This window comes from Klebsiella sp. 64, assembly GCF_018223915.1.
GTDB classification, from domain to species: Bacteria; Pseudomonadota; Gammaproteobacteria; order Enterobacterales; family Enterobacteriaceae; genus Klebsiella; species Klebsiella pneumoniae.
The window spans coordinates 64,508-87,673 of the sequence record NZ_JAGRQZ010000018.1 but is presented as its reverse complement, the minus strand read 5'-3'; the positions used below and the strand labels follow the sequence as shown (position 1 = coordinate 87,673).

Sequence of the window (23,166 nt, the reverse complement as noted above, 5' to 3'; positions counted from 1 at the left end):
CAAGGTCGGGCGAAGAAATCAGGAGCCCAGACGGTAGTTCGGGGACTCTTTGGTGATGGTCACGTCGTGAACGTGGCTTTCCTGAATGCCCGCACCGCTGATGCGTACGAATTCAGCTTTGGTACGCAGCAGGTCAATGGTACCACAGCCGGTCAGACCCATACAGGAACGCAGACCGCCCATCTGCTGGTGAATGATCTCTTTCAGGCGGCCTTTATAGGCCACGCGGCCTTCGATACCTTCCGGCACCAGTTTGTCAGCGGCGTTATCGCTCTGGAAATAGCGATCAGAGGAGCCTTTGGACATCGCGCCAAGGGAGCCCATCCCGCGGTAGGATTTGTAAGAGCGACCCTGATAGAGTTCGATTTCACCCGGGGACTCTTCGGTACCCGCCAGCATGGAGCCAACCATCACCGCCGCCGCACCGGCGGCGATCGCTTTGGCGATATCGCCGGAGAAACGGATACCGCCGTCAGCGATAACCGGAATACCGGTCCCTTCCAGCGCTTCCACCGCGTCGGAAACAGCGGTGATCTGCGGCACACCCACGCCGGTGACGATACGGGTAGTACAGATGGAGCCCGGGCCGATGCCCACTTTCACCGCGCTGCAGCCGGCTTCCGCCAGCGCGCGTGCGCCTGCGCCAGTGGCAACGTTGCCGCCGATGATCTGCAGGTCAGGATATTTCGCGCGCGTTTCACGGATACGCTGCAGAACGCCTTCTGAGTGACCGTGCGAGGAGTCGATCAGCAGAACGTCAACGCCTGCCGCTACCAACGCGTCTACGCGCTCTTCGTTGCCGGCACCAGCGCCGACCGCCGCGCCTACGCGCAGACGGCCCTGCTCATCTTTACAGGCGTTCGGTTTACGTTCTGCTTTCTGGAAGTCTTTGACGGTGATCATGCCGCGCAGGTGGAAGCTTTCATCCACGACCAGCGCTTTCTCAACGCGTTTTTCGTGCATCTTAGCGAAGACCACTTCACGGCTTTCGCCTTCACGAACGGTGACCAGACGCTCTTTCGGCGTCATGTAGACGCTGACCGGCTGGTTCAGATCGGTGACGAAACGCACGTCGCGGCCGGTGATGATGCCAACCAGCTCGTTTTCTTCGGTAACCACCGGGTAGCCGGCGAAACCGTTGCGCTCGGTCAGCTCTTTCACTTCACGCAGAGTGGTCGTCGGCAGAACAGTCTGCGGGTCGGTGACCACGCCGGACTCATGTTTCTTCACGCGACGAACTTCTTCCGCCTGGCGCTCGATGGACATGTTTTTGTGAATAAAGCCGATGCCGCCTTCCTGTGCCAGGGCAATAGCCAGACGCGCTTCCGTTACGGTATCCATGGCTGCGGAGAGCATAGGAATATTCAGACGAATGGTTTTCGTCAGCTGAGTGCTGAGATCGGCAGTATTCGGCAGAACGGTAGAATGAGCGGGAACGAGGAGGACGTCGTCAAACGTCAGGGCTTCTTTAGCGATACGTAGCATGGGCAATATCTCGACCAGGGTGGATAAATATTGCCGTGGCATTATACAGAGCGTAACCGATTGCATCTACCCTTTTTTGCAAATAATACTTGCCATCCCCTCTGAGCGCGTTACTATCGACTGAATAACCTGCTGATTTAAAGTTTGATCTTGCTCACATGTTACCCTCTCAATCCCCCGCAATTTTTACCGTAAGCCGCCTCAATCAGACGGTGCGTCTGCTGCTTGAGCGCGAAATGGGCCAGGTTTGGATCAGCGGCGAGATCTCTAACTTCAGCCAGCCCTCCTCCGGCCACTGGTACTTCACCTTAAAAGACGATAACGCCCAGGTGCGCTGCGCGATGTTCCGCAACAGCAACCGCCGGGTCACGTTCCGCCCGCAGCACGGGCAGCAGGTGCTGGTTCGCGCCAACATCACGCTGTATGAGCCGCGCGGCGACTACCAGATTATCGTCGAAAGCATGCAGCCCGCCGGCGAAGGGTTGCTGCAGCAGAAGTATGAGCAGCTGAAAGCGCAGTTAACGGCGGAAGGACTGTTCGAGCAAAAACATAAGCAGGCGCTCCCCTCTCCCGCCCACTGCGTCGGCGTCATCACCTCGAAAACCGGTGCCGCGCTGCACGATATTCTCCATGTCCTCAGGCGCCGCGATCCCGGGCTGCCGGTGATCATCTACCCAACCGCGGTCCAGGGTGACGACGCCCCCGGGCAGATTGTGCGCGCCATCGCGCTGGCCAACGCGCGCCAGGAGTGTGACGTACTGATTGTCGGACGCGGCGGCGGTTCGCTGGAGGATCTGTGGAGTTTTAACGATGAGCGGGTGGCGCGGGCTATTTTCGCCAGCCAGATCCCTATCGTCAGCGCCGTCGGCCATGAAACCGACGTCACGATCGCTGATTTTGTTGCCGACCTGCGGGCACCGACTCCCTCAGCCGCCGCGGAAATCGTCAGCCGCAACCAGCAGGAGCTGCTGCGCCAGCTGCAGTCCGGACAGCAGCGGCTGGAAATGGCGATGGACTATTTCCTCGCCAGTCGCCAGCGCCGTTTTACCCAGCTGTTCCATCGCCTGCAGCAACAGCATCCACAGCTGCGCTTGGCCCGCCAGCAGACCGCCCTGGAACGCCTGCGCCAACGGATGCGTATCGCCGTGGAGTCACAGCTTAAGCGCGCAGAACAGCGGCAAAAGCGCACCGTTCAGCGTCTGAATCACTACAACCCGCAGCCGCGGATCCACCGCGCGCAGTCGCGGATCCAGCAGCTGGAATACCGGCTGGCGGAAATTATGCGTGGCCGCCTCAGCGAGCGGCGTGAACGGTTTGGCAACGCGGTGACCCATCTGGAGGCGGTGAGCCCCTTAGCCACCCTGGCGCGGGGCTACAGCGTCACCTCGGTGAGCGACGGTACGGTGCTGAAGCAGACAAAACAGGTCAAAACCGGCGATCTGCTCACCACCCGCCTGAAAGACGGCTGGGTCGAAAGCGAAGTGAAGCAGATCGCGCCGGTGAAAAAAACGCGGGCCAGAAAGCCTTCGCCCACTAAACCAGCGGAATAAATTCCACCCGTTTTTTCGAGATAAGGCCATGCCCATGCTGGCAAAAGTAATCCACCGCGCCGCACGCCTTCAGCACCTCCAGCGGCTGGTGGCATTCCGGGCAGCGGGCCTCAAGGGTAAATACCCTTTCGCACTGGGCGCAATGCGCGCTACTGCCTTTGACATCTAACGGCGCGTGGCACAGAGGGCAATCAAGTTCCATAACCATTCCTTTCAACGTTTATCTGCACCTATTTTATCATGTTCCGGGTTTAATGCGGGCCGCGTAATTGCTGCTGCAACCTGAGCAGCCATTCCACTTCCTCAAGCCTACGCTGCGTTAGCCCGGCCACGCTGTCCGGCGCCCGGATAAACAGATTATCAGCGCCGAGGATCTGCTCATCAAGACAGTGCGTATAGATCGCCCCGGGCCGGGTCCAGCGCTGCACCCGCTCGCCGTCCTGTAGCGTCACCACTTCGCCCTCAGGGGCGCGATCGAAGGTAATTATTCGCCCGTCCCGCAGTCCTATCCGCATTCCCTTTTGCCCGCCCGCGGGACCCGCGTATTTGTTGAGCCAGATATTGAGCGGGATAGTGCCCAGGGTTCCCTGCAGATGCGCCTCCCCCTCGGCAGTGCTCGTATCCCCAGGAGCAATGTCATGGCCGAGGCGGTCTTTCGCCACCCGAAGGGAAAGGCTCAGCGCCGTATCGCTTCCGCTGGCGTGCAGGGTTTCGCGGAGCATCGCCAGGACATGGGTGCCGATATCGAGGATCACCCCATCAGGGTGACGCAGCTGCCGGGTATCCAGCTCCCCGGTGGCAAAATTGAGTGCGACCGGCTCACCAGCGCTGTTAAAGCCGCTTGGCTCCTGCAAAGAGCCTTCGAGCCAGACGATATCCTGCGCTGACAGGTGCGGCGGAGGCAAGCCGCTGGCCTCCCCTTCCGCCCGCCACAGCGGGCCAGGAGCGTTCAGCGCAACGCCTCGCGCCATCCAGTGGTCAAGAGCCAGCACCCGCGCGGCCTGCTCAGGCGGCGCCAGCAGCGCCCGCAGCCGGGCGGCCTGCTCAAGGTTGGCCACGATCGGCTTTTCCACCACGATGCGGGAAATGCCGCTGGCTAACGCCCTCTCCAGTACGGGCAGATGCTGAAGTGATGAGGTGGTAATGAAGAGCGTATCCAGGGGTTCGGCCAGCAGCGCCGACAGCGAACTACAGCGCTGGATCCCCGGCAGCGCTCTGCTGCAGTCCAGGTCATAGCCCTGGCAGCGGTCGATGACGTCCCCCAGGCGACGCAGCGCCGGTAAATAGGCGGTTTCCACCACCGCGCCGAGGCCGATAAAACCAATCTGCATAGTAAGTCCACCTTTGAGCCGCTCTGTTCCCGGCGAAGTATCGCGGGATTATGGCGGAAGGTTTTGACATTTACCGGCATGGCGGCCACAAAAACCCACCAATATGAATTTCAACTTTGAATTGATGTATAAAATTGTACCTACTACGAGATACCTGGCATTTTTTGCGTGAGAATAATGGAGTCATGCACAACAACGGTCATTCCATGAGTCGCGGTAGTAAATATTTCCGTCCATGTATTTCCAGGTGATCGCCTCATAACGCATCTCGAGCGTTTCCAGGTGGGTACTGCTCATACCAGTAGGTGATAAATACGGCGCAACCGTAGTGACTTTAACGTTCTCCAGGATGATATTGAAATACTCGGCCTCAATGCCCGCCTCCAGAATGCGATACATCTTTATAATCGCCTTCTTCATCGGGCGCCCCTCACACACGGCACGATACAAAAGCGGTGTTGTCTGATCGAATTCCTTCACTATCGACACAGGACGATGTATTCGCGTACCTGTCAGTTTTCCCCAGCTTGGATCAACTGGAATAGTAATACCATGAGAGAATGATTTTAACTCAATAGATCCAAGACGCGTTGGCATCATGCAGCTTCCAATGATCGGAGAACCGTTTTCATCTTCAAGCCATAAATGTGCGGGAGTAGACATACAATTTCCTTATCATAAATAACGTTAGAATTACCATTTCACATAGCGCCCAAAGATAATAATCATAAGTACAGCGAATATACCAACAGGCCAAACCGGCCCCTCAGGAAAAATTTGAAAAAAAACCACTGCAAATATGACAATGCAAAGTGGCGGGGCATACAGCGAAATTAATTGCTGGAACAACCACAAAAGCGCTCTTTTAATAAATGACATCATCACTACCTAATCATTCTTTCGATGATATTAGCGAGCTCTGCCTCTGAAGCCCATTGGGCTTTAAAAGCGTCGGCATGTTCAAATAATGGCGCCACCAGGAAATACATCATTTCAAGTTCTTGTTCGTATAGTATAGAAAAGAATGCAGGATAACAGATTCGGAGACGCTCAGCGCTATCTGCAGCCCTCTGCACAACGCCATACATGCCAGCCACTGTAACGGCGACCCCCGCAGAACGCCCAGCAATCGCTCCCATATCAAGGCTTACTTTCATGCCTACCGAAACACAGGTAGCCGTAGCTAAAACAAATCCAGATTTGGTTAGAGAGTCTGCAGCGATATGAATGTTAACAGCCATCAGAATTCTTTTAATATGCTCTAACTGCTCTGTTGTTTTGTGCTTAAATATTTCTTCAAAATATATTTTCAGCATTTCATATACAATATCCTTACGCTGTAAAAGATGGTAGATACCTTTAGCAAATCTAACATCCTCATTCTTCTGCTTTTTACATACATCCTGATACTCATCAGTAAAACAGGATGTATAATATAGGATTCGAGTAACGCCAGCACCTATTGTTTTAACCTGACCGGAAACCCGTTGTTCTATGCCTGAAACAGCGCGATCAAGTTTCATTGCGAGAATTTTATTGGCCTGTAAATAGCTGATGACAACATTGCTGTAATACATAATCGCTCCTTGCCGATTAATTTCCCCATCCTGGGAAGAACCGCAATTTACCACAATACTCAGCCATAAAGTAGACTCTCCAGTTTCTTCCATATTACAGAAGAGCGACACCGTGGATTTTCTCCGATATATCCAGATGCGTTTTCTCTCGTATCATTGCGATAACTTTCTGCGTATATATTATCATAGCGTACTCAAACAATTGCTTGAGCAAGCGAAGCTGGCAAATGAGAAATCTCATAGGATACTTGCAGATATACATGCCAATCATGCGCGTTGTTGCGTCGCTACAATCGGCCTTAATAAAAAAGCCCGGCAGAGCGGGCTTTGAAGGATTCATGTTGGTGGGTAAATCTTGCTGATAGCTTATTTGCTTTTCTTGATGTGCTTGATCAAGCGCTTACGTTTACGCATCTGGTTCGGCGTCAGGGTGTTACGCTTGTTAGCGAACGGGTTTTCCCCTTCCTTGAACTGGATACGGATTGGCGTGCCCATCACGTCCAGGGATTTACGGAAGTAGTTCATCAGATAGCGCTTGTAGGAATCCGGCAGATCCTTGACCTGGTTACCGTGGATCACCACGATAGGCGGGTTGTAGCCCCCGGCGTGGGCGTATTTCAGCTTCACGCGACGGCCACGCACCAGCGGTGGCTGATGATCTTCCGCCGCCATGTTCATGATCCGGGTCAGCATCGCGGTGCTTACGCGGCGCGTAGCGCTGTCGTAGGCTTCGCGTACCGATTCAAACAGGTTGCCGACGCCGCTGCCGTGCAGGGCGGAGATGAAGTGCACCCGGGCAAAGTCGATAAAGCCCAGACGATAGTCGAGGGTCTCCTTCACCTGCTCCTTCACTTCCTGACTCAGGCCATCCCACTTGTTAACGACGATCACCAGCGAACGGCCGCTGTTAAGAATAAAGCCCAGCAGCGAGAGGTCCTGGTCGGAGATCCCTTCGCGAGCATCGATCACCAGCAGCACGACGTTGGCGTCTTCAATCGCCTGCAGCGTTTTGATCACCGAGAACTTTTCCACTACGTCGGTAATTTTCCCGCGCTTGCGCACCCCGGCGGTATCGATGAGCACGTATTCGCGCTCGTCACGCTGCATCGGGATATAAATGCTGTCACGGGTGGTGCCCGGCATATCGTAAACCACCACGCGATCTTCACCGAGGATGCGATTGGTGAGGGTTGATTTACCGACATTAGGACGTCCGACAATCGCCAGCTTGATCGGCAGATCCTGCGGATTGAAGTCGTCTTCCGGCTCTTCTTCCGCTTCGCCATTCTGCTCGGCTTCGAATTTCGCCCAGTATTCGGCGTCTTCATCCACTTCTTCCTGCGGATTAACCTCATCGACCCATGGCAGCAGGGCCTGCTCCAGCAGGCTGGTCACGCCGCGGCCGTGCGAAGCGGCAATCGGATAGATATCGCCCAGACCGAGCGACCAGAAGTCCGCCATTGCCTGGTCGACGTCGATGCCGTCGGTTTTGTTAGCCACCAGGAAGGTGGGCTTTTCACGAGAGCGCAGGTGTTTAGCGATCGCGATGTCCGCCGGCATCAGGCCCGCGCGCGCATCGACCATAAACAACACCACATCGGCCTCTTCGATTGCCAGCAGCGACTGCTCCGCCATCCGGGTTTCCACGCCCTCTTCCGTACCATCAATACCACCGGTATCGATACAGATGAATTCGCGGCCTTCGACTTCGGCCCGACCGTACTTACGGTCACGAGTCAGCCCCGGGAAATCCGCAACCAGCGCATCACGAGTGCGCGTCAGGCGGTTAAAGAGCGTGGATTTTCCAACGTTAGGGCGCCCGACAAGCGCGACCACAGGTATCATGTTAAATGCCTCATACAATCACTAAGCAACATCGTCTTAACGACGTTTTTAAAAAAGTCAAAACGGCCCCTGTCTGCCAGGGGCCGTTTCTTAATCACTCACGACAGCGGTAATTAACGCGTAATCGCGTACAGCGTACCGTCTTTCGCCTGGATCAGCAGTCGACCATCGGCAACCACCGGGTCGGTCAGGAAGCCGGAACTATCGACTTTCTGCTGCGCCACAAAATGGCCATCTTCCGGATTAACCCAGTGCATGTAGCCTTCGCTATCGCCGACGACCAGATTGCCATTATACAACACCGGCGCGGTCAGCAAACGGTGCAGCAGATCGCTTTGCGTCCACAGGGTTACACCGCCGTCGGTGGTCAGTGCCAGCAGGCGATCGTTCTGGTCTACCAGGTAGATACGGTTACCATCGACGATGAAATCATTCACCGAACCCAGCTCGCGTTTCCACATAATCTGGCCGCTACGCAGGTCCAGCGCGGTCAGGTTACCGTTATAAGCCAGCGCATAAACCACACCGTTAACGATGATCGGCGTCGTGTCGACGTCGTTCAGGCGGTCAATTTCCGTCGGGCCGGTGGCCGTAGAAATACGCTGCTGCCAAATCATCTGCCCCTGCTGCATCAATACTGCACTGACGCGGCCGTTGTCGCCGCCGACGATCGCCGCGCCGTAGGCGGTCGCAGGCGCAGACTCGCCGCGCAGGGAGAGCGCCGGCATATCGAGGTTAACGGTCCACTTCACGGCCCCATCGGTCTCGTTTAGCGCCTGCAGCTGGCCGTTACTGGTATGCACCAGCACCATGCCATCGCTCACCACCGGACGCGACAGCGCCTCGCCGGCGACACGGGTTTGCCAGGCCACGGTACCATCGCTGGTATTCAGCGCATACAGCTGCGCTTTCTCGCTGCCGATATAAACATGGCCGCCAGAGACGGTCACCCCGCCAGAAAGCAGCGCTGGCGTGCGCGAGAACCAGCCATCTTTCTCCGCCAGATTCACCGACCACACCTCTTTGCCGTCGTCGGCGTTCAGCGCTTTGACGGTGCCTTTACGGTCAGCAGCATACACTACGCCGTCGGCAAAGGCCGGATGAAGGTTAGAGTAAAATTCGCCGATACCATCGCCAACCGAGGTGCTCCAGGACGTGGACGGCGTAAACTGGTTTTCTACCGTCGGCAGCGGTGACATTTTCACCACATCTTCTTCGCTATTAAACAGCGAACACCCGCTCAGCAAGGTAACGGAAAGCAGCCCTGGCAACAGTAATTTACGCAATTGCATCGAGTCCCTCTCAGATGGACAAATTATTCATTTTCATACGCATCATTTCGCTGAGCGCAGGAGAAGCATCGCTTTTCACGCCAGCTTCCCACGCCGCACGGGCCCCTTGCTTATCGCCTTTGCTCAACAGAATTTCGCCGCGCAAATCGGCCACAATGGCGGTCCAGCCCTCACCTTTGATGCTGTCGAGGGTTTTCAGCGCCGCATCAGCCTGTTTCATTTGCAGCTGAACGCGGGCCAGACGCATACTGATAACCGATTTCAGATTATCATCAGATGCGGCCGCCAGCCCCTGCTGCAGCTGCTTTTCAGCGTTCGGCAGATCGTTCTGTTCAACAAAATGCTGTGCCAGCTCGAGAGAGGCGAAGGCGCCGTAGGTATTTTTATTGTCAGCCGCGAATTTCTCTGCCCCTGACAGCACTTCTGGCGTATTCGATTTCAGCGCGGAAGTCGCCTTCTCGTAAGCCAGCGACGCGTCTCTGGCGGTATCCTGCTGATGGGAGGTCCAGTAGCGCCAGCCAACCAGCGCGCCAATCCCTAAAATCACCCCGACCGCCAGCGCTTTGCCGTTTTCGGCAAAGAAACGCTTCAGCGCATCGACCTGATCGTTCTCGTTGTTAAAAGTTTCCACGCAGTCCTTCTCCTGACTAATAATTCCCGGGAGATTAACCCAGAAGTGTGCGCAAATGCGCGGCAACGCTCTCCTGCGTTACGGTAGTTTGCTCACCTGAGCGTAAATCCTTCACTACCACGTTTCCGTCAGCAATCTCTGATTCACCGACCACCAGCGCGACGCGCGCCCCCCACTTGTCAGCGCGGGCGAACTGCTTCTTAAAGTTGCCGCCGCCGTGGTTGGTCATCAGCTTCACGCCGGGCAGCGCATCGCGAACCTGCTCAGCCAGACGCATTGCAGCAGACTGAGTATCGGTCCCGGAGGCTACCAGGTATATATCGACAACAGGATCGGCTTTAAATTCCGGATTCACTGCCTGGACCAGTAAAACAAGACGTTCCAGACCCATGGCAAAACCCACGCCCGGGGTAGCGCGACCGCCCAGCTGCTCAACCAGGCCGTCGTAACGACCGCCGGCGCAGACGGTGCCCTGGGAACCAAGGCTGGTGGTCACCCACTCGAACACGGTGCGGTTATAGTAATCAAGGCCGCGCACCAGGCGCTGGTTGACGGTGTAGCGGATCCCGGCATCGTCAAGCAGCGCGCACAGGCCGGCAAAGTGGGCTTTCGACTCTTCGTCAAGATAATCGCCGAGCGCCGGCGCGTCGTTGAGCAGCGCCTGAACGTCCGGGTTTTTGGAGTCCAGCACCCGCAGCGGGTTGGTATACATCCGGCGTTTACTGTCTTCATCCAGTTTATCGGTAAACTGCTCCAGGTATGCCACCAGCGCGTCGCGGTAGTTGGCGCGCGCTTCCAGCGAACCGATGGAGTTCAGCTCCAGGCTGACGTGCTCGGAGATGCCCAGCTCACGCCACCAGCGCGCGGTCAGCATAATCAGCTCCGCGTCGATGTCCGGGCCCTGCAGGCCAAACACTTCGGCGCCGATCTGATGGAACTGGCGGTAGCGACCTTTCTGCGGGCGCTCGTGACGGAACATTGGCCCGACGTACCACAGACGCTGTTCTTGATTGTACAGCAGACCATGTTCGATGCCGGCACGTACGCAGCCCGCCGTCCCTTCCGGACGCAGCGTCAGGCTGTCGCCATTGCGGTCTTCGAAGGTATACATCTCTTTTTCAACCACGTCGGTCACTTCGCCGATCGCGCGTTTGAATAACGGGGTCTGCTCTACAATCGGCAAACGGATTTCGCTGTAACCGTAGCTACCGAGCACCTGCTTCAGTGAGCCTTCAATGCGCTGCCAGAGAGCGGTTTCGCCCGGCAGATAATCGTTCATGCCACGGATGGCTTGAATGTTCTTTGCCACGTTTATTCTCTTTATATATACAAAAATGAACCCCGGCGCCTCGCGCCCGCAGGTTCAATCATACACGGGAAGCGTATCGCTTCCCAACACGTTATTTTGCTTCAACCTGTTGAACGTCAATCCGACGGGCTTCATCGAGCATCGAGGCTTTGGCGCGGATCCGCGCTTCCAGCTGGTCGATCATGTCGTTGTTGTCCAGGCGATCTTTACGCACGCCGTCTTCATACAGGCCGCTTTTCTTGTTGCCGCCGGTGACGCCAAGGGTGGAGACCAGCGCTTCGCCCGGGCCGTTCACCACGCAACCGATGATCGAAACATCCATCGGGGTGATGATATCTTCCAGACGCTGCTCCAGAGCATTCACCGTACCGATAACGTCAAACTCCTGGCGTGAACAGGTCGGGCAGGCGATAAAGTTAATGCCGCGGGAACGAATACGCAGAGATTTGAGGATATCGAAGCCGACCTTGATCTCTTCCACCGGATCCGCCGCCAGCGAGACGCGCAGCGTATCGCCGATCCCCTCGGACAGCAGGAGTCCCAGACCGATCGCCGATTTTACCGCGCCGCTGCGCGCGCCGCCCGCTTCGGTGATCCCGAGATGCAGCGGCTGATCGATCTGTTTCGCCAGCAGACGATAGGATTCCACCGCCAGGAAGACATCGGAGGCTTTAACGCTGACTTTAAACTGATCGAAGTTCAGACGATCGAGATGATCGACATGACGCATGGCGGATTCGAGCAGCGCCTGCGGCGTCGGCTCGCCATATTTTTCCTGCAGATCTTTTTCCAGCGAGCCGGCGTTGACGCCGATGCGGATCGGGATGTTTTTATCGCGAGCGCAATCTACAACCATGCGGATGCGCTCTTCGTTGCCGATGTTGCCCGGGTTGATACGCAGGCAGTCGACGCCATATTCCGCCACTTTCAGCGCAATACGGTAGTCAAAGTGGATATCGGCGACCAGCGGGACGTTAACCTGCTGTTTGATAAGTTTGAACGCCTCAGCAGCGTCCATCGTCGGAACAGAGACACGGACAATGTCCGCGCCTACGCGCTCTAACGCTTTGATTTGATTTACGGTCGCCGCCACATCGGTGGTGCGCGTATTGGTCATTGACTGAACGGCGATGGGAGCCCCATCGCCAATTGGCACATTACCAACGTAAATACGTTTAGATTTTCTACGTTGAATCGGAGCCTGGTTATGCATGAAAAATCTCCCGCGTTACCCGTCTGTTACTGCGCCGGTGATGATTCGGCATTGAGGGTCAGACGCGCAACCTGGTTAGTTCTGATAAAACGACTTAAATCGACAGGCTTGCCCAGATACTGGATCTGTACCGCGGCCGGGGCGCCAATTTTCAGCTTATACGGCGCCTGACCGCTCAGGTTCAGGTTACCGCCTTTACGCTGCAGGCCGCTGAACAGTTTTTTACCGGTGGCATCGCTCACTTCCAGCCAGCAGTCGGCGGAAAAGTTCATCACCAGATCCTGCGCCGACGCCGCCGGAGTCGTGACGTTCGCCTGATCGGTCGGCAACGGCGAGGCTGGGGTGGTAGCCGGAGCTGCCGGCGTCGTCCCCGCGGTATCGACATTGGCCTGGGAAGGCGCCACGACAGCGTTATTATCCGCTGGCGTCTGGGCCGGCGCGCTGGTGGTCGGTGCGCTGGCGGTATCGGTTGGCGCGCTGTTCGCGGCGCTATCGGCGGTCGGGGCTGCAGGGGCGCTGGTATCCAGCGGCACGTTCTGGCTGTTGGCGTCGCCGCCGTTCAGCTCAGCGGAAGACTGATCGGCCATGGTCGAAATCTCTTCCTGCTGCGCCTTATGGTCTTGCCACCACCAGGCGCCGCTCAGACCGATAACCACAAACAGCACCAGCCAGGTGAAGCTCATCAGCCAGCCGTCGCGCTTTTTGCGGCGCTTGCCTAAAGAGAAACTCTGCATTGGCGCGACTTTCGCCGCGCGGATGGGCGCCTGCTTGGCCATCATCGGCAGCAGCTCGTCTTCTGGAATATGTACGAGGCGAGCGTAGGAGCGGATGTACCCGCGCAGGAAGGTGGAGGCGAGGTCGGCGGGGGCCTTATCGTCTTCAATATCACGAACCGTGGACACCTTCAGGCATAAGCGTTCGGCCACCGCTTGCTGGCTAAGTCCGAGTTGTTCGCGGGCGTGACGCAGACGCGCGCCCGTGGTGTTTGCTTCTTGATGATCTTGAGTGGCTTCAGTATTCATTCGCTACAACTACTGGTACGTGAAATTTAAAGTTCAGCGCGGGAAAAAGCCGGCGCCGCGAGACATCTGTGCTACGTCAGCCTCACAGTATAGGACTGTCAGCCGCGCGATCACAGAGACGAATCAAAATTGAATGCTAAGCGGTTGTTGTGCCGCTACATACTGCCTCAAAGTCGACAAAAACGCACCGTAATTATTAACCGAATCAGCGTATTTCGCCTGGCTATCGGCCATAAATATGACCCGTGCCGCCTGCGCTGCACGGGTCATCATTTGTCAGACCGCTTTTACGTCAATCGCTTCGCCCTGCATCCGCTTACGCAGCGTACGCTTGGTACGGTCAATGACGTCGCCCGCCAGCTGGCCGCAGGCGGCATCGATATCGTCGCCGCGCGTTTTACGCACGATGGTCGTAAAGCCGTACTCCATCAGGACTTTGGAGAAACGGTCGATGCGGCTGTTAGAGCTGCGGCCATACGGCGCGCCCGGGAACGGGTTCCATGGGATCAGGTTGATCTTGCACGGCGTATCTTTCAGCAGCGCCGCCAGCTCATGGGCGTGCTCGGTGCCGTCGTTGACGTGATCCAGCATCACGTACTCGATGGTCACCCGGCCCTGGTTGGCGTTGGACTTCGAAATATAGCCGCGCACCGAGTTGAGGAACGTCTCGATGTTGTACTTTTTGTTGATCGGGACGATTTCGTCACGAATGGTGTCGTTCGGCGCGTGCAAGGAGATCGCCAGCGCAACGTCGATCATATCGCCGAGTTTATCCAGCGCCGGCACCACGCCGGAGGTAGACAAGGTCACACGACGCTTGGAAAGGCCAAAGCCGAAATCGTCGAGCATGATTTCCATCGCCGGAACGACGTTGTTGAGGTTCAGCAGCGGCTCGCCCATGCCCATCATTACTACGTTGGTAATGGGACGCACGCCGGTGGTCTTCACCGCGCCGACGATCTTCGCCGCGCGCCAGACCTGGCCGATAATTTCGGATACCCGCAGGTTGCGGTTAAAGCCCTGCTGGGCGGTGGAGCAGAATTTGCACTCCAGCGCGCAGCCTACCTGGGAGGAGACGCACAGGGTGGCGCGGTCTTCTTCCGGGATATAGACGGTCTCGACGCGCTGATCGCCAACGGCAATCGCCCATTTAATGGTCCCGTCGGTTGAGCGTTGCTCTTCAACCACTTCCGGGGCGCGGATCTCCGCCACTTCTTTCAGTTTACTGCGCAGGACTTTGTTGATGTCGGTCATCTCATCAAAGTCGTCGCAGCAGTAGTGATACATCCATTTCATCACCTGATCGGCGCGGAAAGGCTTCTCGCCCATGTTTTTGAAAAACTCGCGCATCTGCTGACGGTTTAAATCCAGCAGGTTGATTTTGGCATCTTTGTTCGGCACCGTCAGAGCGGCGGTATCAGGCGTGACAATTTGTTCAGACATAATATTTTCCGGCCTCGTTATTACACGTTATGGCCCCAGGTGGGTTGAAAAAGAAACGCCCCGGAGAGCGACTGCTCGTCCAGGGGCGCTATATTCTACAAATTCTGGCGCATCATTGCCACGTTTGCACAAAGCAATGAAAAAAAATCTGTAACTGACTGCTCAATCCTCTAAGGCTTTTCGATTGTCGCAAGGCGGCAAGCAAGTGACAAATTCGTCGGGAACGAATTTGACCAGCCGTAGGCTGGCCTCCGGTGAGAGGCAGGAGCCTCTCATTAATCCCCGGGAGCATAGATAACTATGTGACCGGGGTGAACGCGCGCAGCCAACGCCGCGACGGTCGAAAAGACGAGGTTTGTATCTCCAAAGTATTTCAGGTCACAGCGAGACGGCGAGTTCGCAAATCCCCGGGAGCATAGATAACTATGTGACCGGGGTGCGCGAAGGAAGCCAACAATGCTGTGGCATGAAAGACGCAGGAGATTAGCGAGTGCGCGGGCAAACCTCGCCTTCAGCAAAGAAGAACGCGATTTCGCGGGCAGCGGATTCTACAGAGTCGGAACCGTGGGTGCCGTTCTCGGTGAAGCTGTCAGCGTAGTCAGCGCGCAGGGTACCCGCCAGGGCGTTTGCCGGATTGGTGGCGCCCAGCAGGTCACGGTGACGCTGTACCGCATTTTCGCCTTCCAGAACGGAAACCACGATCGGGCCGGAGGTCATGAACTCAACCAGACCGTCGAAGAACGGGCGACCTTCGTGCTCAGCATAGAAACCACGAGCCTGTTCAACGGTCAGGTGCAGCATTTTGGTGCCGACGATTTTGAACCCTGCAGCTTCAAAGCGGGAAAAGATGCTGCCAATAACGTTTTTTGCCACCGCGTTTGGTTTGATGATGGAAAAAGTACGTTCAATAGCCATGATTACCTCTAATTAAATGTTCTGTTGTTGCACATACGATTGTATGGCCTGGCGCGCATTATAATGAGCATCCCCGCCCCTGCCTACGGATGAAGGTAACATTTTGTTAAAATAAGATGAGTATTGAAAACACAAACCGCCAACAACAAATTTACCCTGGTTATTGCAGGGTAAAGCTGGCGGCTGCCGTCTGGCCCGCTTCATCCATCACCACCAACTGCCACTCGCCGGGTTTATCCAGCGTTAGCGTGGTTCTTGCGCCGGCGGCCTCTAACGGTTCGCCATTAATAAACCACCAGCGCCGCCCCTCCCCACCGCTGGTTTGTAGCGGCAACATCACCCGCGCCTCACCCGGGAGACGTTTTATCACTGCCCCATCACGGATGCCGGACAGCACCAGCGGCGCGGTATCCTGAGTCTGTAACGGCGGGCATGACTCCGATGCCGGTCCCAGGCGCGCGCGCCGCCTTTCGCTGGCCGGCAGCCAGGGATCCAGCGGCAGCGGCCAGACTTCGACCTGGCTTTCCCGAGCGCCGGGACAATCCGCCGCCACCCGTTCGCCGTGTTCATTGCGCCACACCGGGAAGCGGATCCCGCGTACGCTCTCCTGCCCCGGCAGCAGCAGAGTCGGCGGCTGGCTGGCATCCAAAAGCCAGCTGGCCAGGCGACGACGACAGTTGCTGTCGCCCGCCGGCAGATCCTGCCCGCCAGGCCAGCAGATTGTCCCCTGGCTGACCGTTGCCGGGCGCGGATCGCTCGGCAGCCCGCCGCGGCTCATCGCCGGGCGGGCCAGCAGCAGATTATTGACCTGGTTGAGCAGCGGCACGGCGCTGGCGAAGCCAAACTGGCCCACCACCGGCGTACCGTCCGGGCGCCCGGTCCAGATACCTATCAGATATCGCGCATTGAGGCCGACCGCCCACGCGTCGCGATAGCCGTAGCTGGTGCCGGTTTTCCACGCCAGCGGCACCGCCTGCGGCAGCGAGGCATCGGGAACCGGTTGCGCTTCGCCGGCCAAAATACGCCGGACGATCCATGCCGCCCCGGGCGACATCAGCGCGCGCTCGGTCAATGGATCGCTCGGCTTCAGGCGCAGCCGCGCCGCCTTGCCATGGCGAGCGAAGGCGCTGTACGCCGCGACAATATCTTCCAGCCGCGCCCCGGCGCCGCCGAGGATTAGCGACAGATTCGGCTCTGCGCCAGCGGGCAGTGTCAGGGGCAGCCCGGCGTTGCGTAAATTAGCCGCAAAGCGTTTTGGTCCATAGGCTTCGAGCACCTGCACCGCCGGCAGATTCAACGAACGCACCAGCGCCTCGCTGGCGCTCACCGGGCCATGAAACCCGCTGTCGAAATTACCGGGGCGATAATCGCTAAAACGCCGTGGCACATCCTGTAATAGCGATGCCGGGTGAATCAGCCCCTCATCCATCGCCATCGCGTAGATAAAGGGTTTCAGCACCGACCCCGGCGAGCGTACCGCCGAGACCATATCAATATGGCCGAAGCGGCTGTCGTCGGTGATATCCGCCGAGCCTACCCAGCCGCGAACTTTCATATCCGTGTGGTCGACGACGACCATCGCCAGCGAACTGCGCGGCGGCAGGCGCGATTTCCAGTTCAGCGCCAGATCTTCCAGTTGCCGCTGCAGTCCGGCATCCAGAGTCGTCACCACCTTTTCATCACGACTGGTCGCCAGCGCCCGGCGTGAAAAAAGCGGCGCCAGCTGCGGCATCTGGCGCGGAAACAGCCATACTGGCTCCTCCATCGCTTCCTTTACCGCCTGCTCCGGCCAGACGCCCTGGCTGACCATTCGCGTAAGCACTTTATCACGCGCCGCCTGGGCCCGCTGCGGCCAGCGGTCCGGACGTAAACGACTGGGCGCCTGGGGAAGTACCGCCAGCAGCGCCGCCTCGCCGTAGCTAAGCCTGGCAGGCGGCTTACCGAGATAGGCCCAGCTGGCCGCGCCGATCCCCTGCAGGGTGCCGCCAAACGGCGCGCGGTTCAAATAGAGGGTTAGAATGTCGCTTTTTGACAGATGCCACTCCAGCTGCAGCGCTCGCCACAGCTGGCGCAGCTTGCCGCCGAAGGTGCGTGGATGGGGATCAAGCAGGCGTGCCACCTGCATGGTAAGCGTGCTGCCGCCCGAGATAACTCGCCCGGAAGTAAGATCCTGCCAGGCGGCGCGCAGCACCGCGAAGGGATTGACCCCCGGATGGCGCCAGAACCAGCGGTCTTCATACTGGATGAGCGCCTGCAGATAGCGCGGCGACACGTCGGCGAGCGTGACCGGATAACGCCAGACGCCCTGCGCGTCGGCAAACCGCCACAGCGGCGTCCCGTCTTCCGCCACCACCACACGGGCAGGCGTGACGTCATGCAGCGGCAGCGGCCACAGGCGATCGGCCGCCAGCACCGCCAGCCACAGCAGAAAAATAAACGCCGCCAGCCAGCGCCAGCGGCGTTTTACCCGAGGCAATACGCGCATTTACGGCGTCACGGTGAGCGGACCGCTGGCCGCTCCTGTCGCCCGCCACTGCGGCGCATACATCGATTCCACCTGCGGCTGCGGGACCTGATAAGTGCCCGGCGTCACCGCCCGCGCCAGATAGACCAGCGTCACCGGCTGGCCTTCATTGACAGCGACGGCGGCGACGAAACGGTCATCGCGGAACTCGATATGCTGAATATCCGCCTGCTGCATCTGGTTAAGCAGGTTTTGCACCGCGTCGCCATTCTCCTGCAGGCTGGCGCTGCTGTTGGCCAGATTCTGGTTTTCCAGCTCCAGACCGGCTGGCAACAGATCAACCACCAGCGCGTCAGGCACGTTGCGTTTGGCGGTCACCTCCAGCTTGACGAGCACCAGTTCGCCGCTGCGCAGTGAAGACAGCGATTTCTGCTGCCCCTGGGTATCGAAAATAGTGCGTTCAATCCCCAGGACGTTACCGCCCGGCTGCGGCGCGCTTTGTGGATAGCCGCTGCTGTCGAGACGCAGCCACAACGGCTGACTGCCGGTATTACTCACCTGCAGCGCCGCCAGCCGATCGCCGTCGAGGTTGCGGGTTTGCGCTTTGTCGCCGGCCAGCGGCTCCGCCTGCAGCGAGGTTTTCGCCTGCCAGCTGCCCGGCAGGTCCGCCAGCGTACGTCCGGCAAGGAACAAGGCGTTGGTTTCCTGGGTCGACAGCCAGCGCTGGCCATAGGCCTCTTCCGACAGCGTGCTCAACAGCTGATTTTGCACCTCCGGCAGCAGCTTATTCTCTTCCAGCAGCGCCAGTTTCAGGGCGTTGTCGCGCAGCGGGCTACCGTAATCGCCCAGCCAACGATTCTCATCCTGGCGCGGGGTGGCAACCGCCAGCTTCAGGGCGGCGTCGCCGCGCGGCGCATCGCCCATAGTTTTCAGCGCAATGCCGAGCTGCAGCAGCGGCAAGCCGGATCGCGCCTGGTCGTGACGGCTCCAGATTTCACGCAAGGCGCCGAGCGGCGCTTTTTGCTGACGCGCCAGCACCAGCGCGGCATAGGCCTGAGCGGCAAAGCGGCTAGCCTGGGCGTCGTCGCTGTAGCGCACGGTCATCAGGCCCGGCTCCTGCAGATAGCGCAGCAGGCGCTCGTTGCCTTTATTAATGGCGTTGACCGGTACGCTATAGCCCTGCTCGCTGGCGCGCACGAGGAAGTCCATGGCGTAGGCGGTCAGCCAGTACTCTTCCGGCCCCTCTCTATCCCATAGCGCAAAGCCGCCGTTTTCCAGCTGCATCTGCAGCAGGCGTGAAATACCGACATCGATGGCCGCGCGGCGTTTTTCGTCGCTGTCCCCGCTAATGCCCAGCGCCTTTAGCTGCGCCGCGCTGGTATACAGGGACGGGAACAGGCCGCTGGCGGTCTGCTCAAGGCAGCCGTAAGGATAGGCTTTCAGCTCGCGGATATAGCGGGCGAGATTCAACGGTGGTTTACCGCTGAGCAGCAGTTGGCCCTGCAGCGTTTGCGGGGCAAAGCCCTGGCTCTGCGCCGCCGGCGGCTGCCAGCTTTCACCTGGCTGCAGCACTGCGCCGCTGTTGACGGTCTGTGCCGGGTACGCCGGACGCACGCCGATTTTCCACTGTTTTTGCAGCGGGGCGAAGGTTTCGCCCGGCAGGCTCAGGCCGCTGATGGTGGCATTAACCTGACCATCGCCGAAGCCCGCCAGCGCGCTCACTGGTATAAACAGCGTGCTGCGCGCCCCCGGCGCCAGTTGCACCGGCGGCAGTTGGCCCTCGGTCAAGGTCACCAGCCCGCTGGCGGTAAGATGAACCTGCAGGGTTTGCGGTTTATCGGTCAGATTGCTGAGATCCAGCGCCAGACGCGTAGTATCGCCGCTGGCGAGGAAGCGCGGGGTGTTCAGCTCGGCGATGACCGGGGCGGCCACCACCACTTTATCTTCGCTGCTGCCGAAGTCATCCGCCGTCCACGCCTGGGCCATCACCCGCAGCTCGCCGTTAAAATCGCCAATGGGTAACGTCACCGTGCCTTCGCCCTGATCGTTCAATACCACCGGCTGCGCCTGCTGGGCGACGATCGTCACGTGGTTGACCGGCGGTTTGCCGCCGCGTTTTAACTCGTCGCCATCGCCGCCGAAGCGCAGGCTGGCCACACGTCCCTGCCCTTCGATCACCTGGCCGTAGATGTCATAGATATCTGCGCCGTAACGCTTCTGGCCAAAGAAGGCGTTCCACGGATCCGGGGTAGCGTAATCGGTGATATTCAGTACCCCGCTATCCACCGCCGAGAGCAGGACATTGACCTGTTTCGGCGCCTCGCCCTCTTTGACGCTGGCTTTCACTTTCACCGTCAGCGGCTGGTTGGGGCGCATTTTGTCCGGGGCCTCCAGCGCCAGCGTCAGGCGACGGTTTTCATCGCCCAGCGGCAGATGCAGCAGGCCCACCGCGCGTTTCGGCGTTGCCGAGCGCGATTTATCGCCGGGACGAACCACCAGCGTGCTGAGGTAGAGGTCGTGGCGATTCCAGGTTTTATCCACCGGGATCGACAGGTCCATCCCCTCCGCCGGGACGTCAATTTCCTGCCACCACAGCGGCCCTTCGCTGGATTCCACCATTGCGTAGCCTTTACCCGCCGCCGGGGCGGCGATGTGCAGCCTGATGGTGTCGCCCGGTTTATAGCTCGGTTTATCCAGCTTCATGGTGACCCGGTCAGGACGCGCCGCGCCGGCGCCTTCGCTGTTATCCTGCCAGCCCGCCCAGAAGCGCACGCTGCTGACCACGTCGTCCGGTCCTTTCACCTCCAGGCGATAGGATCCCCACTCCACCGGGAAGCTCACTTTGCCGATCTGGCCGGCCTGCAGGTCCAGCGACTCCTCGCCCTCCTGCAGATCTTTTTGATCGAACTGCGACTGCCAACCTTCGCTGTCGGACCAGTTCCAGTAGTAGTCGCGCCGCTCGCGGATCAGCCGCACCTGGAGACCGGAGATCGCTTTTTTCTCGCCTTTGACGTCGGCATAGACGATATCAAACGCGGCGTTACTGTTTTCATCCACCACCGGCTGTTTGACGGTGGTATCGGTGCGGTAATCGTAAACGTCCTTCAGCGTAAATTGCGGGCGGATCCCCGGCAGCGCCTCGGCGGGCCAGATCGGCTGCTTAACCGTACGGGTCACCGGGCGACCGCCGGATTCCAGCAGGCTGGCCTGCAACACCACCTGCAGCGGCGAATGGCTATCCTGCCACTGGCTTGAGGTGGTCACTTCGCCATGGCCTTTTTCGTCCAGCGTCAGCTGGACTTCATCCAGACTACGGGAGAGGTTTTCTTCCGCAATATCGCCGAACTGGAAGCCCGGCAGCGCAGCGACGGCGTCGCGCAGCGGGCGCAGGAACAGCTTGCCCTGCAGCTGGTTGCCGCTGGCCGGCGCGCCGTAGAGATAAGCGCCGCTAACGCCAAAGGTGACGTCGGCATCCGGCGCGACTGGCGCGGCCTGCGGCGTCAGGTTCAGGGCCATGCGTTCCGGCATAAAGTCTTCAACGTGGAAATCCCATTCGCGCGGCTGATTGTCGCCGGCGCTGGCGCGAATGTGCCACATGCCGGTAGCCGCGCCGCTGTCGAGCGGATAAGTAAACTGGTACAGGCCATTCACTGGTTTGCTCATCACCGAGCGGATCACCTGGCCGTCCGGCTGAACCACCTCGAGTTTCACCGGCTGCTCCGCCAGCGGCTTGCCGTCGCTATCGCGCAACAGCGCATTAAGGATCACCGTTTCGCCGGGACGATAGAGATCGCGCGGGCCAAACATAAAGAACTGTTTGCTAAAGCCGGGCGCGCCTGCGATAGAGAATTCCGCCAGATCCAGCGCCGGCAGCTTGAGGTCGAGCAGCGTGGTCTGCCCCTCTTTGCGCGCCAGCAGCAGCGCGGCTTCTTTATCGGTTTGCAGGGTGACGTGGCCCTGGCTGTCGCTTTTCGCTTCCGCCAGGGTCTGCCCTTTGGCATTGAGCAACTGCACCTCAATGCCCGACTGGGCGGCGCCGTTTTCCAGACTCTGGGTAAAAACGTCCAGCCGGTTATGGTAGCGATGCGCCGAGACGCCGATATCGCTGAGGGTAAACAGCGTCGCCGCGTTGCTGTAGCTATAACGGCCCGCCGGGTTCATGACCGCCACGTAGACGCCAGGCTGCTGGAGCGGCTTGATGTCGCTCAGCGGCAGCAGCAGCTTTTCGCGAGTATTACGCGCCGGGTTGAGATCGAAGCGGCCGCTGTAGACCAGATCCGCCATCTTCAGCAGTTCATCAGATTCCCAGTTGCTTAACGAGTTACGGTATTCCCACTGACTGACAAAGGCGGAGAGCGATTCCGGCTTAATGCGGAAGAAATTAACGTCGACATTATCGACGTTCAGCGCCATCACCGGCAGCCCGGCGACCACGTTGCCCGGCAGCAGCGAGCCGCGGCTGGCAAACCCAACGCTCGGTGCGATATCGCGGGTGGTCAGGGTCTTCTCAAACGGTTTGTCGAGCGTCGCCTTGTTCAGGGCGGTCAGCGTCGGGTCGACCGAGACAATCAGCTCGCGCTTTGGCTCAAGGTGACGCAGACGCAGCTCTTTCAGATTCGGCGCCAGCTCCCAGGCACCGTCCACCTTACCGCTTTTCTTGTCGACCAGATGCACGCTGCGGGAGAAATCCTGGTCCGGCTGCAGCGGGACGGAAAACGTCAGCACCAGGGTCGCGGCGCCATCCAGTTGCACCTCCGAGGCGTCGAGGAGCGTCAGCGCTTTACCCTGGCTTTTTTCCGCCAGCGCCGCCAGCTGGGCGCGGTCCGGTTTTGCCGTCGCGCCTGGGTTGCTATCCGCGGCTGGCGCCGGGGCCGAGGCCTGCGGTGTACCGCTGTCATCACACCCGGTTAATGAAAATGCGGTAAGGAGCGCTAGTGATAGCGCCGCTAAACGAAATGGTTTCATCCTTCTAACCCCTCGGCCGATGAGCCTGATGCAATTTGTCACATTTATTATGCGTTATGGCGGCGCTTCTCAACAGTGACGAAGCGGGTTTCTGCCGATTAATCAGAAAAGTGCCGTGACGCCG

At 58.7% G+C, this 23,166-nt stretch carries 16 protein-coding genes; 1 reads left to right on the top strand and 15 read right to left on the bottom strand.

What is annotated here, in order from left to right; all coding sequences use genetic code 11:
* Positions 1 to 18: 18 nt before the first annotated feature.
* Positions 19 to 1,485 (bottom strand): IMP dehydrogenase, encoded by a 1,467-nt coding sequence (gene guaB / locus KHQ23_RS13775; protein WP_004151980.1) that lies wholly within the window; start codon positions 1,483 to 1,485, stop codon positions 19 to 21.
* Between the two features lie 158 nt (positions 1,486 to 1,643).
* Here guaB and xseA point away from each other — a divergent pair, with 158 nt between their 5' ends.
* Positions 1,644 to 3,035 (top strand): exodeoxyribonuclease VII large subunit, encoded by a 1,392-nt coding sequence (gene xseA / locus KHQ23_RS13770; protein ID WP_004149333.1) that lies wholly within the window; start codon positions 1,644 to 1,646, stop codon positions 3,033 to 3,035.
* On the opposite strand, the gene KHQ23_RS13765 is transcribed toward xseA, so the two are convergent.
* The 14 genes from KHQ23_RS13765 to KHQ23_RS13700 form a co-directional block, all read right to left on the bottom strand.
* Positions 3,019 to 3,237, bottom strand: a complete 219-nt coding sequence (locus tag KHQ23_RS13765) for a zinc ribbon domain-containing protein (protein ID WP_004144303.1) — start codon at positions 3,235 to 3,237, stop codon at positions 3,019 to 3,021. The genes xseA and KHQ23_RS13765 overlap by 17 nt on opposite strands.
* A gap of 49 nt (positions 3,238 to 3,286) precedes the next feature.
* The gene (locus KHQ23_RS13760; RefSeq protein WP_032432265.1) at positions 3,287 to 4,366 is read right to left on the bottom strand and encodes a Gfo/Idh/MocA family oxidoreductase; all 1,080 of its coding nucleotides are present in this window, start codon (positions 4,364 to 4,366) and stop codon (positions 3,287 to 3,289) included.
* A 183-nt stretch (positions 4,367 to 4,549) separates the two neighbouring features.
* On the bottom strand, positions 4,550 to 5,029 hold the full coding sequence (locus KHQ23_RS13755) for a type VI secretion system tube protein TssD (protein WP_020317242.1): 480 nt from the start codon (positions 5,027 to 5,029) through the stop codon (positions 4,550 to 4,552).
* A 221-nt stretch (positions 5,030 to 5,250) separates the two neighbouring features.
* The gene (locus KHQ23_RS13750) at positions 5,251 to 5,943 is read right to left on the bottom strand and encodes a hypothetical protein (protein ID WP_023285454.1); all 693 of its coding nucleotides are present in this window, start codon (positions 5,941 to 5,943) and stop codon (positions 5,251 to 5,253) included.
* Positions 5,944 to 6,309: 366 nt separating this feature from the next.
* Positions 6,310 to 7,788, bottom strand: a complete 1,479-nt coding sequence (gene der, locus KHQ23_RS13745) for a ribosome biogenesis GTPase Der (RefSeq protein ID WP_004144309.1) — start codon at positions 7,786 to 7,788, stop codon at positions 6,310 to 6,312.
* Positions 7,789 to 7,901: 113 nt separating this feature from the next.
* Positions 7,902 to 9,080 carry an outer membrane protein assembly factor BamB gene (gene bamB / locus KHQ23_RS13740; protein ID WP_002913889.1) on the bottom strand — a complete coding sequence of 393 codons (1,179 nt, stop codon included), beginning with the start codon at positions 9,078 to 9,080 and terminating at the stop codon, positions 7,902 to 7,904.
* Positions 9,081 to 9,090: 10 nt separating this feature from the next.
* Entirely contained in the window at positions 9,091 to 9,711 is a 621-nt protein-coding gene (locus tag KHQ23_RS13735) for a YfgM family protein (RefSeq protein WP_002913890.1), read from the bottom strand.
* Positions 9,712 to 9,745: 34 nt separating this feature from the next.
* Positions 9,746 to 11,020, bottom strand: coding sequence for a histidine--tRNA ligase (gene hisS, locus KHQ23_RS13730; RefSeq protein ID WP_004149335.1), 1,275 nt, complete (start codon positions 11,018 to 11,020; stop codon positions 9,746 to 9,748).
* 91 nt (positions 11,021 to 11,111) lie between these two features.
* Positions 11,112 to 12,233 (bottom strand): flavodoxin-dependent (E)-4-hydroxy-3-methylbut-2-enyl-diphosphate synthase, encoded by a 1,122-nt coding sequence (gene ispG, locus KHQ23_RS13725; protein ID WP_002913892.1) that lies wholly within the window; start codon positions 12,231 to 12,233, stop codon positions 11,112 to 11,114.
* Between the two features lie 26 nt (positions 12,234 to 12,259).
* Positions 12,260 to 13,255 (bottom strand): cytoskeleton protein RodZ, encoded by a 996-nt coding sequence (gene rodZ, locus KHQ23_RS13720; RefSeq protein ID WP_004149336.1) that lies wholly within the window; start codon positions 13,253 to 13,255, stop codon positions 12,260 to 12,262.
* Between the two features lie 276 nt (positions 13,256 to 13,531).
* Complete coding sequence (locus tag KHQ23_RS13715) at positions 13,532 to 14,698, bottom strand: bifunctional tRNA (adenosine(37)-C2)-methyltransferase TrmG/ribosomal RNA large subunit methyltransferase RlmN (protein ID WP_002913894.1); 1,167 nt, start codon at positions 14,696 to 14,698, stop codon at positions 13,532 to 13,534.
* Between the two features lie 483 nt (positions 14,699 to 15,181).
* A complete protein-coding gene (gene ndk, locus KHQ23_RS13710; protein WP_004144312.1) occupies positions 15,182 to 15,613 on the bottom strand; it encodes a nucleoside-diphosphate kinase in 432 nt (143 codons plus the stop codon).
* A gap of 160 nt (positions 15,614 to 15,773) precedes the next feature.
* The gene (gene pbpC, locus KHQ23_RS13705; protein WP_023282903.1) at positions 15,774 to 18,098 is read right to left on the bottom strand and encodes a peptidoglycan glycosyltransferase PbpC; all 2,325 of its coding nucleotides are present in this window, start codon (positions 18,096 to 18,098) and stop codon (positions 15,774 to 15,776) included.
* Positions 18,099 to 23,042 (bottom strand): alpha-2-macroglobulin, encoded by a 4,944-nt coding sequence (locus tag KHQ23_RS13700; protein WP_211652652.1) that lies wholly within the window; start codon positions 23,040 to 23,042, stop codon positions 18,099 to 18,101.
* Between the last annotated feature and the right edge of the window lie 124 nt (positions 23,043 to 23,166).